Here is a 13,036-nt window from a genome sequence, read left to right on the forward strand (position 1 = left end):
GTGTCGTCACCACTGACCTCCGCGCTGGTCACTTCCCGGTGCCAGATGGACTAGGCTCGCGTCCGCGAACGGCACTGACATGTCGACACCGAGGCGGCGATGCCACAGCAGGTGCAGTGCGTGGGCCCGGGCCACAGCCGGAATGCTGCACCGCTCCACCAGCTCGCCGAACGGCAATGGGCCCGACTCGCTGGCCCGTAGCAGTTGGTCGTGGAGACCGAGGGGATCGCTCAACTGCCGCCGGCCCGCCGAAAGGCTGTCGACGATCGTCACCACGTGCTCTCGCCAGCCGGTGACCACGCTGTAGTTCCACCCGACCGCTAGCGCGGCCTCGGCCGACGCCGCGAACTTCACTTCGTCCTCCGCGTGAATGCGTCCCGCGGGGCGGACATCGATGAGCCATGGCCCGGACTCGGTCAGCAACAGGAAGTCTGGAGTGTGCTCGATCGCTCCGCCCGAGGTCAGAAATTGGAGGCGAAACGGCTGAGCCAGCGCCTCCACCAGGTCGGCCGCGAAGTCGGCTACCAGGAGCAGCAGTTCCTCCTCGAAGCTCTCAAAACCGTGATGCCGGTCGGTGCTGGCCAGATACTCCAGCCCGGGCCGGTGCCACTGGCCCGTCCGCCAGGTGAAGCGGCGCACCGGCTGGCTCCGCGCCACCTCGACCTCATCCAAATTCCGCACCGAGCAGGCCACCGGAGTCCGGCCGAAGCGCCAGGTCGCGGACCAGCGGTCACTCCACCCCGCCTCAAGGTTCAGCGACTCCCTGTAGCGGGCAAATCCGACATGGAGGCGGGCGAGATCACCGAGGCCGCAGGCATCGGACCACAAAGCGGTCGATTCAACTGCCCCCGCCCCAGGAAGCCCGCCCAAAGCCGTTGAGGCCATGCACATCGCCCTCCGTAGTGGCCTGATCACGTGGGATGAACCTATGACGGGAGATCGCTGTTCGGGGTGCGTTTTCGATAATCAAGCGCACGGGAGTTCGCTTGGCTTGACTGCGAGCCTGTACCTAAGTGACAACAAAGCTCGGCAGTCTGGATCCCGACTTCATCAGTAGGCGGGCACACGTGGTGGGCGGATTCGCGGGTTGACCTGCGGGAACGGCATGCGGGACTGCTGGAGGCGTGTGTCCACGGCTCTGGTGGATGTTTTCCCAGCTCAGGGGCTATTCGGTGGTCTGGATGCCGCTCATCTTTGGTGGCATCGGTACTCCACAGTCCTTGAAGAGCCGGGCTTGGGTGTCGGTGATGCGGGTGGTCTGCTGCAGGCGTCCGGCCGGCCCGGCGAGGGTGACCTGGTGGATCCGTCCGAGTTCGTTCCTGATGGTGCGCCAGGTGGTGCCGGTGCGGCGTTCGGCGACGCGGATCAGCAGCAGGGCCAGCCAGCACAGCAGCACATGGGCGCGTATCCGCTCGTCCAGGCGGTGGAAGACCGGCCGTAGGTAGAGCGTGGACTTCATCGTGCGGAAGGAACGTTCGGCTTCCAGCAGGTTCTTGTAGCCGAGCGCGACATCCTCGGCGGACAGGTCCGGGTCGGAGGTGGCCAGCAGGTACTTGCCGTCGAGTCGGGACTCGGCGGCGACCTTGGCCCGGTCGATCGACAGGCGTGCGGTGGTGGGGTGCTGCTTGAGCCACCGCCCGAGGCTGGGATGGTCGCGAAGCGCGCACTCGGCCTTGCGGTGGACGGCGTCGTTCGGCTTCACTGGGCGCTTGCCGGTCTTGGCCGCCTTGTCTTTGGCCTTCTTCGCGTCGGCGGTGCGGGCCTGGGCGATTCGCTCCAACTCATCGCTGATAGCGGTGAGTTGTTGCTCGCGTCGCTCGGCGTCGCGGGCGGCCTCGGCAGGGTTGTGGCAGACGACCCAGCGGCGGCCCGGGTCGCCGTCCAAGCGGACCTCCTTGACCCGCAGGTTGTCGCGGACCTCCTGGTAGCGGCCCTGGCGGGCGAGTGCGGCGTCGGCCTTCTTGCTGGTCTCGCGCATCTTGACGCCGGTGATGTAGTGGCCGCCGGCGCGGGTGAGGTAGGCCAGGTTGGCCTCGGAGGAGAATCCGGAGTCGGCGACGGTGACCACCCGGCCCAGCCGCCAGGTGCGCAGGTCGTCCTTGACCTGGGTGATCACGGTGGTGTCGGAGGTGTTGCCGGGCCAGACCCAGCAGCGGACCGGGATGCCCTCGCGGGTGACCGCGAGCCCGATGACGATCTGCGGCAGGTCCTTGCGGTGGTCCTTGGAGTGTCCGAACCGCCGCAGGGCCTCGTCGGATTCTTCGTCCTCGCCGTCGCGTTCGAAGTAGGTGCTGGTGGTGTCGAAGAAGATCAGGTCGACTTCGAGGTTGAGCAGGTGGGCGGCGGCGAAGAACACCGTCTCCTGCACGGCGCCGGTCGCGTCGCCCTCGATGAGCAGGTCCATCGCGCGCAGGGCCTGGTTGTTGCCGTCCAGTTCGGGCAGGCCCGGGATCACCACGTCGCGGGTGGCCCACTCGCCTGCGGCGAGCTTGGAGCCGGGGGCGACGGCGCGGTTGGCGACCAGGGCGAACAGCACCCGCTCGACGTCGGTGCGGAAACGGCGCCCGTCCAGGTGCCGGGCCAGGGCGGTGTCGATGCCGAGCAGCTTCCACAGCTGGTCCAGTAGCCAGATCGTGCCGATCGGGCGGGAGGATTCCACCTGCAGCGGACCGGCCTGGGTCCCGAGCGGGGCCGTGACGTCGTCGTCCTCGCCGAGGTAGCGGTTGATCGAGGCGACCAGGCGGCGCAGCGCGTCCAGGTCGAGCCTGTCCTCACGGCCCAGGTTGACCAGCACTTCGGCCTGCGTCTGCCCGTCCACCCGCCGGTTGTTGGCGAGCTGGACGTACCGCACGGCACTGCCGTCCTTGTTCCGGCGCTGGGTCTTCCGCAAGTACATGCCCGCATGATCACACGACAGGCCAGTACAGAGGAAGATCCTCCCTGAAATCGTGTGCCCACACTTTCGCGGCCCTTCGCCGAGTCACACCGCGCTGACCTGCTACGACACCAGCCCGACCTGGCTCATGTGCCCATCAACTGATGAACTCGGGTGGATGCTGCTATGCCAAACCGAACTGACACCAGCGCAGGTCAGCGCGCCACCCGAATGACAGGTAGCTCAGGGAGTCGCAACCAGCGCCGACAACCTGCTCGCCGCCATCGAGACGGCCCGCTCCCGGCCGCTCGGCCGGGTGTTCTGCGCGCTCGGCATCCGCGGCACCGGGCGGACGATGTCGCGCCGGATCGCCGCGCACTTCGGCGGCATGGCGGCCATCCGGGCCGCCGACGCCGAGACACTGGCCGGGGTGGACGGCATCGGTGTGGAGAAGGCGGCCGTCATCGTCACCGAACTGGCCGATTTGGCAGGCCTGTTGGACAAGCTTGCAGAGCAGGGTGTGGGCGCCTCGGTAACTGCGCCCACCGGAGCCTCCGCGGCCGCCGGCGCGGCCGCGGAGGCGGGGGAGGAGGGCGCGGAGCCGACGGCCGGTCCGCTGGCGGGCGCGAGCGTCGTCGTCACCGGTGCCATGACCGGCCCGCTGGCCGACCTCTCCCGCAACGGCGTGAACGAGCTGATCGAGCGTGCCGGCGGCAAGGCGTCCTCCTCGGTCTCCGGGCGGACGACGCTGCTGGTCGCGGGCGAGAAGGCCGGCTCCAAGCGTGCCAAGGCCGAGGAGCTGGGTATCCGGATCGTCACCCCGGACGAGTTCGCCGAGCTGGTAGCGGAGTACCTGGCCCAGGACTGACCGACGGCCGCGCGGTGCCGTCGGACGCGGCTACGGCAGGCTCCACCCGTCCCGGGCGATCCGCCCCGCCGGAGCCATCCGGCGCGCCGCCCACGTCCCCACCGACGAGGAACACGTCCACCGACAGGCTCACGGGTCCCGGTCGAGCACGTCCGCGCACCGCACCTCAACCGGGTTCCGCAGGCCGGGACGGTGTCCGGGGCTCACGGTTCCCGGGTGCGGAGCCGGTGGTGCGATAGGGTGGCCGCGCCGAATGTGAACGTGATCCAGGGGAGGTGAGACCCATCAACCGTGTGTCGGAGCGGGTGCTCCCCGGGAACGGCCGTGATGGCGTGGCGCCGCAGCTGTAGTGGTGCCGGGCCGGTTCGGTGACGGCCCTTCGGGGGAGCCCGGGCGGATGACTCCGCCCGTTCACTTCCTTGGGACTACTCCTTGTCTGTCTTCTCCTCCTCCCTGCTGCGTTCGTCGGTGGCTTCCCGCCTGCGGGCGGCCGGGTGCGTCTTCGCCGAGGACGAGGCGCGCATCGTGCTCGCCGCCGCGGCCACGCCCGCCGAACTCGCGGCGATGGTCCGCTCCCGCGCGGACGGGCGTCCGCTGGAGCACGTGGTCGGCTGGGCCGAGTTCGGCGGTCTGCGGATCGCCGTCGACCCGGGGGTCTTCGTGCCCCGGCGCCGAAGTGAGTTCCTGGTCCGGACGGCGGCCGGGCTGACGCCCGGGGGCGCCCTGGTCGTCGATCTCTGCTGCGGCAGCGGCGCACTGGCCGCCGCACTGGCGGCCGAGGTCGGCCATCCGGTCCAGGTGTACGCGTCGGACGTCGACGCCGCCGCCGTCGACTGCGCCCGCCGCAACCTGGCCGGCATCGGCGGACGGGTCCTCCGGAGCGACCTGTTCGCGGAGCTGCCCGCCGAGCTGCGCGGCCGGGTGGACGTGCTGCTGGCCAACGTCCCGTACGTGCCCACGGCGGACATCGCGCTGCTCCCGGCCGAGGCCCGGCTGCACGAGGCGCTGCCCGCGCTCGACGGCGGTGCGGACGGCCTGGACGTGCTGCGCCGGGTGGCCGGCGAGGCGCCGCAGTGGCTGGCGCCGAGGGGATCACTGCTGTTCGAGACCAGCGAGCGCCAGGCGCCCGAGGCGCTCGCCGTCGTGGCCGCCGCCGGTCTGGACGCCGCCCTGTCCTCGTGCGAGGACCTCGACGCGACCGTGGTGACGGCGACCCTGCGGTGACGCCGCGGTGCTCCCGGGCCGCCCGCGGGGAGCGGTGGCGCGGGCGCACCGTCCTCCCGTCGGCCGTCCTCCCGTCGGCCGTCCTCCCGTCGGCCGTCCTCCCGGCCACGGTGCGGATTCCGGTTGCCGCGCCCGTCGTGGGCGTGGTGGAGTACGCGCAATGGATATGGATCATGACGAGCTGCTCGCCCTCCTCGACGCCCGGATGCGCCGCGGTGCCGGGCCCGAGACCCCCGCCGCCCGGGTCGAACACGTGTCGGGTGTGGTGCGCCAGAGCGGGCCGGAGAGCGTCTGGAACGGCGTGCTCTGGTCGGACCTCGACGCCGGCACCGCCGACGACGTGATCGCCGAGCAGGTGCGCCACTACACGGCGCTGGGCCAGGACTTCGAGTGGACGCTCTACACCCACGACCGCCCGGCCGACCTCGCCGCGCGCCTGGTGGCGGCCGGCTTCACCCCGGAGGAGCCGGAGACCCTGATGGTGGCCGAACCGGCCGGCGTCGTCCGACGGGCGGAGGGCGCCGGGGCGCCGGGCATCGAGCTGCGCGAGGTCACCGACGAGGCCGGCGTGGCCCAGGTGGTCGCCGTGCACGAGCAGGCGTTCGGTACGGACGGCACCCGGTTGGGGCGCCGCATCCTGGCCCAGCTGGCCGAGCGCCCGGACACCTTCAAGGTCCACCTGGCCGTCGCCCACGAGGACGGTCGCGAGATCCCGGTGAGCGCGGCGCGGATGGAGCTGCACCCGGGTACGGGTTTCGCCGGCCTCTGGGGCGGCGGGACGCTGGCCGGCTGGCGCGGCCGCGGCATCTACCGCGCCCTGGTCGCGCACCGGGCCCGGATCGCCGTCGAACTCGGCTACGAGTACCTGAGGGTGGACGCGTCCGACCAGAGCCGACCGATCCTGGAGCGGCTCGGCTTCGCCGTCCTCGCCACCATGACGCCCTTCCAGTACGACCCGGCCCGGGCGCAGCGCTGACGAAGGGCCCTCGGCGGCGCCGCACGGCCGGAGCGGAGACCCCGGCCGTGCGGCCGGGGGCGGGGCCCCCGGGGCCCGGTGCCCGGGCTGTGTCCGGTCAGGCGGTCAGCGGCCCTGGAGCGCCTTGACGTTGTCGCCGAAGGTCCAGCTCTTCGAGCCGTCCCAGTTCAACGACCACGTCATCAGGCCCTTGAGCCTGCTGTTCGCGCCGGTGCCGTAGCTGTTCCACGCCTGGGCGACCTGGCCGGTGGTCAGGTGGCCGCCGCCGGCGCCGGGCTGGGCCGGCAGGCCGGGGACCTGCTTGTCGAACGGGACCCGCACGGTGGTGCCCTGGACGGTCAGGCCCTTGTCGAGGCAGGTCGTCTGGGCGGTGAAGCCCTGGACGGTGCCCGCGGAGTAGGAGTCGCCGGAACAGCCGTACATGCTGCCGTTGTAGTACTGCATGTTGAGCCACCAGAGCCGGCCGTTGTCGGCGTACTTCTTGATGATCGGCAGGTAGGCGCCCCAGATGGAGCCGTAGACGATGCTGGCGCCGGTGACGTAGGCGGTCTCGGGTGCCATCGTCAGGCCGAAGCCGGCGGGCATCCGGGCCAGGATGCCGTCGATGATCCGGATCAGGTTGGCCTGGGACGGGGAGGGGCTGGTGATGCTGCCCGTGCCGACCAGGCCGGTCTCGATGTCGATGTCGATGCCGTCGAAGTTGTTGGACTTGAGGATCGGCACGATGGTGGCCACGAACCGGTCGGCGACGGCGGTGCTGTTGAGGTCGATGCCGGCCGCGGCGCCGCCGATGGACATCAGGACGGTCAGCCCGGAGGCCTTGGCCTGGCAGACCTCGGCGGGGGTGGGCACCTTGACGGTGCTGTCCATGCCGTCCTGCCAGAGCGCGGTGCCGTCGGAGAGGATCACCGGGAACGCCGTGGTGACCACGTTGTAGCCGTGGGCGGGGATCCGGCTGTCGGTGATCGGGATCCAGCCGAGCGGTGGGTGGACGCCGTTGGCGGCGCCGTCCCAGTTCTCCCAGTAGCCCTGCAGCACCTTGCCGGTGGGGCGGGGCTTGGTCGCGCAGGTGGCGCCGGCGGCCGCGGTGCCGGCCGGGACCGCGGCCGGGACCGCGGTCCCGGGGGTGGCGGGCGCGGCGTCGGCGGCGGTGGCCGCGCTCACGGGCGCGGCGAGGGCCAGCGCCAGGGCGACGCCGAGCAGCTGGACGGTCCGTTGGATCATGACGTGTGCTCCCTTCCGGCCATGGCCCGGTGGGCCCGCGCGGGGCCGGTGTGGGGGAGGCCATGGCGAGTGACGGTGGGGGTGTTCGGCGGGAAGCCCGATCGCGGATGTCGCGCCCCTGACGGACGGGGGGCGTCCGGGGCGCGCGACGCGATCGCAGGGAAGCGTAGGAGCGGCCTGACGCAGCGTCAAGAGGTCTGGACCAATATGTCGAGAACCTTCCCGGCCGGGCTCCGTGACCGATCGTCACCGAGCCCGGCCCGGGCCGGGGCGGAGCAGCGTGGACGGGGCTCAGACCCGAATCCGCAGGTAGTGCGGCGTACGTCGGGCTGATACGGCGACAGGTGCCCGTGCTGGTTTGAGATGATCGAGGTTCTCTACGCCTAACCACTCAACCTGCAAGGACACCTGTCTGGTGAAGAAGATATCGCGTCGTCGTACCGCCTCCCGCACCTCCGGCGGGCGCTGGACCAGGTTGGACGCTCGGGTGGGTGGGGTGGACGGGTCGCTGACCGAGAACGGCGGCCTGGTGCTGGTGGCCGAGCTGGACCGGGTGCTGGGGGTCACGGCCGCTCTTGACGCCGGGATCGGGCCGGTCAAGGTACGTGATCGGGGCCTGTCGGGTGGGGAGTTTGCGCTGGCAACGGCGGTGGTTCAGCTGACCGGCGAGGACCACCTGGTCGGCTTCGACCGGCTGCGCGCGGACGTGGTGGGCGAGGGGCTGCTGCCCGCGCCACTCCCGGCCGCGACCACCGCCGCCACCTTGGCGGCACGCTTCGGCCAGGTGCAGCGCGAGGGCATCGAGACCGCGTGCGCCAAGGTCACCGCCCGCGCGCTCGCCGCGCTGCCGGCCAGGGATCGGGCCCCGATCCTGTCCGGGTCGGTCACTATCGACCTGGACGCCAAGGACGTCGAGGTGTTCTCCACCCGCAAGGAACGGGTCGTCCGCTCCTACAAGGGCGAGGTCTCGGGGCGGGTGCACGCCGCGCACTGGGCCCAGGCCGGCACCGTCCTGGCCGCCGATCTCCTCGACGGCCGCTCGGACGGCCGCACCGTCGCCCCTGCCCAGATCGACCGGGCCGTGGACGCCGTGCGCACGGCCGGAGCCACCGGGCAGATCCTGATCCAGGGCGATACGGGCTACTACGCGGGGAGGGTCGCCGAGAAGATCGTCGCCCGCCGGGCGCTGTTCAGGCTTGCCGTACCGCGAAGCCGACCGCTGTGGCGGGCGGTGGCCGCCGTGCACGTCGACGACTGGATCGACGCCCTGGACTACCCGGCCGCGCAGGTCGCACTGTTGGACTACGCGCCACCCGGCTGGCCCGAAGGCACCCGGGTGATCGCGCGACGGGTGCGCTACGACGCCGCCGAACTGTCCGCCGACCCGCGCTCGCGCCGCTCGCGCACCGTCGGCAAGGACCAGCTCGCCCTGGTCCTGGAAGGCCTGGAGGAACAGGCATACGCCTACTCGTTCATCGCCACCAACGAGCCGTTGGACCTGGACGAGGAGGTCGCGGTGGCGGAGTGGGAGTTCCGCCGCCGCACCAGGATCGAGGAACTGTTCCGCGACACCGCGCACGGAGCCGGACTCAACCACCTGCCGTCCGGCTCCCACGCCGTCAACAGCATGTGGATGTGGGGCGCGCTGCTGGCCTACAACCTCACCGCCTGGCTGCAGACGCTCGCCCCGATCGGCCGGGCCCGCCGCCGCATCGCCACCGTGCGACGGCTGCTGATCCGCCGCGCCGCCCGCTGGACCACGACCGCCCGCCGCCACGAACTCCACTTCACCGCCGAAGCCCGCGAGCTGATCGCCAACACGCTGGCCCGGATTCGAGCCCACCGGCACCTGACGGCCACCTGACCTACCGCCCCTACCGGCCCGAACCACCCATCCCCGCCCTGGAAAGCCGTCCACCCGGCACGACAGCCGGACCGTCGGCCTACCCGGAAACCCTGAACCCGGGCCAACGGCCAGCACAGAGATCAACTGACGGACCGTCGGCCACTACCTGCGGATTCGGGTCAGAGCGGCGGGAGCCGCCGGGCGAAGGCGTCGGAGGCGCCGTTGGTGTCCGGCACGACGAGCGTGCCGTCCTCCGAGGTGAACAGGGCGGTGGTGCCGAGCGCGTCGACGAACGGGAGGTAGGACGAGCCCGCCGTCTGCGCTCCGTCCGAGGAGACGCTGACCCGCTCGGTGCGGCCCGTCCGCAGGTCGTGGCGGAAGACGTCCTCGACCTGGTTGGTGTCGTCGGCCACCAGGTTGTCGGCGGACGACGTGAAGTAGACCCAGCGGTTGCCGGCCGCCATCACGGCGTCGTAGGAGGAACCGGTGAGTGCGGCGCCGCCGAGGCCGGTGCCGATCGGGCGGACGGTGCCCTGGCGCAGGTCGCGGACGAAGACCTGGAAGTGCCAGCCGAGGCCGCCCTCCGGCTGCGCCGGCTCCGTCACCGGCAGCGAGAACAGGGCGTAGCGGGCGTCCGGGCTGATCGAGCCGCCGGCGGCGCCGCGCAGCGCGCCGTCGGTGCCGATGCTCCCGCCGCTGGTCCGTCCGGTCCGCAGGTCGTGGAGGTAGAACGGGTACTGGCGCGGCTTGAGGATCTCTGCGTGTGCTCCCGTCGGCGCCGCGACGCCCGGCCCGGAGGCCGGCCGGCCGGCCCCGGACGGCACGCCCGGACGGTGGTCGGGGACCGCGTCCTCGGCGGCGGCCTCCGCCGCGCTCGGCTGCGCGAAGGCCGGCTGCGGGGTCGCGTGCGGGGTCACCTCCTGCGGGCCGGGCGTCCGCGGGGCCGTCGACTTCGGGGCCGTCGACTGCGGGGCGGGGGCGGGCGTGCCACCGCCGTCCGACGGCAGGAGGTTGGTGGCCTTCGAGATGAATCCGACGGTGCTGCCGTCCGCGCTGATCACCGGTTCGGCGGAGGGGCGGTCGGCCGGCGTCCCGTTCGCGCCGACGGTGATCAGCCGGGTGGTGCCGTTCCACCGGTCGGTGACGAAGATGTTGGCGAGGCCGGGGGTGCCCTCCGGCACCAGGTCGGTCCGGGTGGAGGCGAAGGCGACGTAGCGGCCGTCCAGGCTCACCGACGGGCGGTAGGAGTTGCGGTCCGTCTGGTCCCGGGTGGGGTCGCCGGTGGTCAGCCGCTCGGTGCGGCCGGTCCAGCGGTCGCGGACGTAGATGTCCTCGACGCCGTTGGTGTCACCGGCGGCCAGCGCGGCGGTCGAGGTGAAGACGACGTAGCGCCCGTTGCCGCTGATCGCGCCGTCGTAGGAGCCGGAGGCGCCCTGAGCGCCGTCCTCGGCCAGGCTGATCCGCTCGATCCGGCCGGTCCAGCTGTCCCGTACGAAGACGTCCGTCTGGCCGTTGGTGTCGCCCGGCACCAGGTTGCCGGCGTTCGAGCTGAACACGGCGTACCGGCCGTCGGCGCTCAGCCCGTTGGCCCACGACGCACCGTCGGGCTGCGCGCCGGCCTGGCCGGTGCTCACCCGGCTGGTGGACGTCCAGGGCGACCGGGCCGGACCGGCCGCGGCGGGCGCCGCCGTCCCGGCCAGCGCGGCCGCCACCAGCGCGGCGACGACCGCGGTCGCCCGCCGGCGCCCCGGCGCCAGGCCCCGCGCGGGCCCTCCAGCCTTCCCCGGCGCCGTGTCATGAGCCTTGTCCGTGCGGGTCGTCGGTGAATTCGCCACGGGTTGGTCCCCTCCTTCGGTCGTGCCGTCGCCGCGCGCGGCTTCGCGCCTCGTCCGCGCGGTCCGCCCCCGGCGGCCGGCTGCGGGGTGTGGTGTCCACGCCCCTGGGGCGAGCCAACCGTCCGCCTTGCTCCGCGGTCAACGCCCGGCTTCGGAGAGTGACGACATCGCGCCAAGAATCCTGCCGCGCGCGGCGGCCGGCTCCGGTGGCCGTCCGGTCGGCGGGAGGGGGCGCGGGCGGCGCACCCGCCGGGCCGGGTCAGCCCAGATCGCGGACGGCGGCCAGCACCTCCAGACCGAGCTCGGGGTCCGCGTCCTCGGGCAGGCTGACCGAGACCCGGGTGGTCAGGCCGGCGTAGCGGCGGCGGATCTCCCGGGCGACCTCCCCGACCGTCCCGGCCACGGCGAAGGTGTCGAACACCCGGTCGTCGACCAGGGCGGCCATCTCCTCCCAGCGGCCGCGCACCGACAGGCGGTGCAGCTCCTCCTGGAGGTCCTCCCAGCCGTGCTGGGCGAGCACCGGCCGGTAGGCGGGGGTGGACGCGTAGAAGGCGAGCCGCTCGCGCACCTTGGCGAGGTTGGCCCGCAACTCCTCCTCGGTGCGGCCGGTCGCGGTGAGCACGCTGCCGGAGATCTCGAAGGGTCGGTCGGTCCAGGCGGCGCCCTCGGCCTCGGCGCGCCCGCGTGCCTCGGCCAGCCGGGGCAGCACCTGCTCGGTGAGGTAGGCGACGGAGGTGAACGGGTGGCTCAGGAAGCCGTCCGCCACCTCGCCGGCCGTGCGGACCATCAGCGGGCCGACCCCCGCCAGCAGGATCCGGGGTACGCCGGCCGGGACCGGGTCGGGGGAGAAGACCGGGGTCATCACCGTGTGGGTGTAGAAGTCGCCGCGGAAGCGCAGCCGGTCGCCGGTCTGCCAGCTCTGCCAGATCGCCCGCACCGCGTGGACGTACTCGTGCATCCGGGCCGCCGGGCGGTCCCAGGGCATGCCGAACCGCTTCTCGATGTGTGGCTTCACCTGCGAGCCGAGGCCGATGACGGCCCGTCCGCCGGAGGCCGCGTGCAGACCCCAGGCCTGGTAGGCCAGCGTCATCGGGGTCCGGGCGAGGGCGACGGCGACTCCGGTGGCCAGTTCGACGGTGCTGGTCCGGTCGGCGGCGCGGGCGAGCTGCAGGAACGGGTCGTAGGCGGTCTCGGACACCACCAGCCGGTCCATGCCGCGGCGTTCGGCCTGCTCGGCGGCGTCGAGGATGCCCGCCGGGTGTCCGGAGGCGATGGCGTCGAGGCGGAGGGCGGCGGTCGGGCGGTCCAAGGTGTCGGCTCCTCGTGGGGCGGAACGGGTGCGCCCCAGCCTCCCACGCCGGGGTGCGGCCCTCCGCGCCGCCGCCGGTCGGCCTTCAGCCGGTGCGCGGGCCGTCGGTGCGCGGGCCGTCGCGGCCTTCCCCGTCGCCGTGCTCTCCGTCGTCGCCCTCTGCGCCGGCCGGCGCCGCGAGCAGCAGGCCGGCCCGGGCGGAGTGTGCGGCGACGGCCGCCGCTCGGTCCGCGACGGCCTCGGTCAGCGGTTCACCGGTGATGAACATGCGGTAGTAGAAGGCGCCGGACATGGTGCGGACGACTTCCAGCCGGCAGGTGCCGGGCGGGACCTCGCCCCGCTCGATGGCGCGGTCGACCAGCTCGGCGGTGGTGGCGAGGCGCTGCCGGAAGAAGGCGCTGAGCGCCTCGCGCGCCGCGGGGTGGTGGACGGCGGTGGCGACGATCGCACGGAACATCGTCATGTCGGGTTCGGTCCGCATCAGCTCCAGCAGCCGCCGGGCGACCAGCTGCAGGTCCTCGTCGAGCGAGCCGGTGTCGGGCAGTGGCACGCGGGTGGTGGAGAGGTCGGCGAGCAGGTCGACGACCAGGCCGGGGAGGTCCCGCCACCGGGCGTAGACCGTGGTCTTGGCGACACCCGCCCTCCGGGCGACCTTCTCCACCGTGACCTGGGCGAAGCCGGTCTCGACCAGCTCCTCCCGCACGGCCGCGAGTACGGCGGCCCGGGTCCGGGCGGTCCGGCCGCCGGGCCGCCGGGTGCCCGGCCGGTCGTCCGGCCGGTCGTCCGTGGAACCGGTCGGGGGACCGTCCACGGTTCCTTCCGAGAGTCCTTCCGGGGCCTGAGGCAAACTGAACTCCTGTTGTGTTTGGGGCCTGCGCC

9 protein-coding genes and 1 pseudogene are annotated in these 13,036 nt (G+C 72.7%); 4 read left to right on the plus strand and 6 right to left on the minus strand.

Features of this window, described 5'->3' with window-relative positions:
* Window positions 1-6: 6 nt before the first annotated feature.
* Together ACF9IK_RS34615 and ACF9IK_RS34620 are read right to left on the minus strand one after the other, a co-directional pair.
* A complete protein-coding gene (locus ACF9IK_RS34615) occupies window positions 7-885 on the minus strand; it encodes a TnsA-like heteromeric transposase endonuclease subunit (RefSeq protein ID WP_395298012.1) in 879 nt (292 codons plus the stop codon).
* Window positions 886-1,165: 280 nt separating this feature from the next.
* Window positions 1,166-2,896, minus strand: coding sequence for an IS1634 family transposase (locus tag ACF9IK_RS34620; protein ID WP_395297160.1), 1,731 nt, complete (start codon window positions 2,894-2,896; stop codon window positions 1,166-1,168).
* 235 nt (window positions 2,897-3,131) lie between these two features.
* Here ACF9IK_RS34620 and ACF9IK_RS34625 point away from each other — a divergent pair.
* From ACF9IK_RS34625 to ACF9IK_RS34635, 3 genes and pseudogenes are all read left to right on the plus strand, one after another.
* Window positions 3,132-3,743, plus strand: a pseudogene (locus ACF9IK_RS34625) (helix-hairpin-helix domain-containing protein); the annotation flags it as partial.
* A gap of 432 nt (window positions 3,744-4,175) precedes the next feature.
* On the plus strand, window positions 4,176-4,967 hold the full coding sequence (locus tag ACF9IK_RS34630; RefSeq protein WP_395298013.1) for a putative protein N(5)-glutamine methyltransferase: 792 nt from the start codon (window positions 4,176-4,178) through the stop codon (window positions 4,965-4,967).
* Window positions 4,968-5,133: 166 nt separating this feature from the next.
* Entirely contained in the window at window positions 5,134-5,943 is an 810-nt protein-coding gene (locus tag ACF9IK_RS34635; protein WP_395298768.1) for a GNAT family N-acetyltransferase, read from the plus strand.
* A gap of 105 nt (window positions 5,944-6,048) precedes the next feature.
* Here ACF9IK_RS34635 and ACF9IK_RS34640 read toward each other — a convergent pair whose 3' ends face one another.
* Entirely contained in the window at window positions 6,049-7,167 is a 1,119-nt protein-coding gene (locus ACF9IK_RS34640; RefSeq protein WP_395298014.1) for a chitinase, read from the minus strand.
* 415 nt (window positions 7,168-7,582) lie between these two features.
* Here ACF9IK_RS34640 and ACF9IK_RS34645 point away from each other — a divergent pair, with 415 nt between their 5' ends.
* Window positions 7,583-9,031, plus strand: coding sequence for an IS1380 family transposase (locus tag ACF9IK_RS34645; RefSeq protein ID WP_395292754.1), 1,449 nt, complete (start codon window positions 7,583-7,585; stop codon window positions 9,029-9,031).
* A 161-nt stretch (window positions 9,032-9,192) separates the two neighbouring features.
* On the opposite strand, the gene ACF9IK_RS34650 is transcribed toward ACF9IK_RS34645, so the two are convergent.
* The 3 genes from ACF9IK_RS34650 to ACF9IK_RS34660 all read right to left on the minus strand — a co-directional run bounded on the left by ACF9IK_RS34650 (window position 9,193) and on the right by ACF9IK_RS34660 (window position 12,968).
* Window positions 9,193-10,848: a TolB family protein gene (locus ACF9IK_RS34650; protein WP_395298015.1), complete on the minus strand. Its 1,656-nt coding sequence runs from the start codon at window positions 10,846-10,848 to the stop codon at window positions 9,193-9,195.
* A 259-nt stretch (window positions 10,849-11,107) separates the two neighbouring features.
* Window positions 11,108-12,157: a TIGR03617 family F420-dependent LLM class oxidoreductase gene (locus ACF9IK_RS34655; RefSeq protein ID WP_395298016.1), complete on the minus strand. Its 1,050-nt coding sequence runs from the start codon at window positions 12,155-12,157 to the stop codon at window positions 11,108-11,110.
* A gap of 85 nt (window positions 12,158-12,242) precedes the next feature.
* Entirely contained in the window at window positions 12,243-12,968 is a 726-nt protein-coding gene (locus ACF9IK_RS34660) for a TetR/AcrR family transcriptional regulator C-terminal ligand-binding domain-containing protein (RefSeq protein WP_395298017.1), read from the minus strand.
* Window positions 12,969-13,036 lie beyond the last annotated feature (68 nt).

This window comes from Kitasatospora hibisci, assembly GCF_043950205.1.
Lineage (GTDB): Bacteria > Actinomycetota > Actinomycetes > Streptomycetales > Streptomycetaceae > Kitasatospora > Kitasatospora hibisci.

What these genes read in the sequence shown, in the direction of transcription:
- ACF9IK_RS34640 (WP_395298014.1), bottom strand. Translation starts at nt 7,167, where the DNA reads ATGATCCAACGGACCGTCCAGCTGCTCGGCGTCGCCCTGGCGCTGGCC.
- ACF9IK_RS34620 (WP_395297160.1), bottom strand. Translation starts at nt 2,896, where the DNA reads ATGTACTTGCGGAAGACCCAGCGCCGGAACAAGGACGGCAGTGCCGTG.
- ACF9IK_RS34615 (WP_395298012.1), bottom strand. Translation starts at nt 885, where the DNA reads ATGGCCTCAACGGCTTTGGGCGGGCTTCCTGGGGCGGGGGCAGTTGAA.
- ACF9IK_RS34635 (WP_395298768.1), top strand. Translation starts at nt 5,134, where the DNA reads ATGGATCATGACGAGCTGCTCGCCCTCCTCGACGCCCGGATGCGCCGC.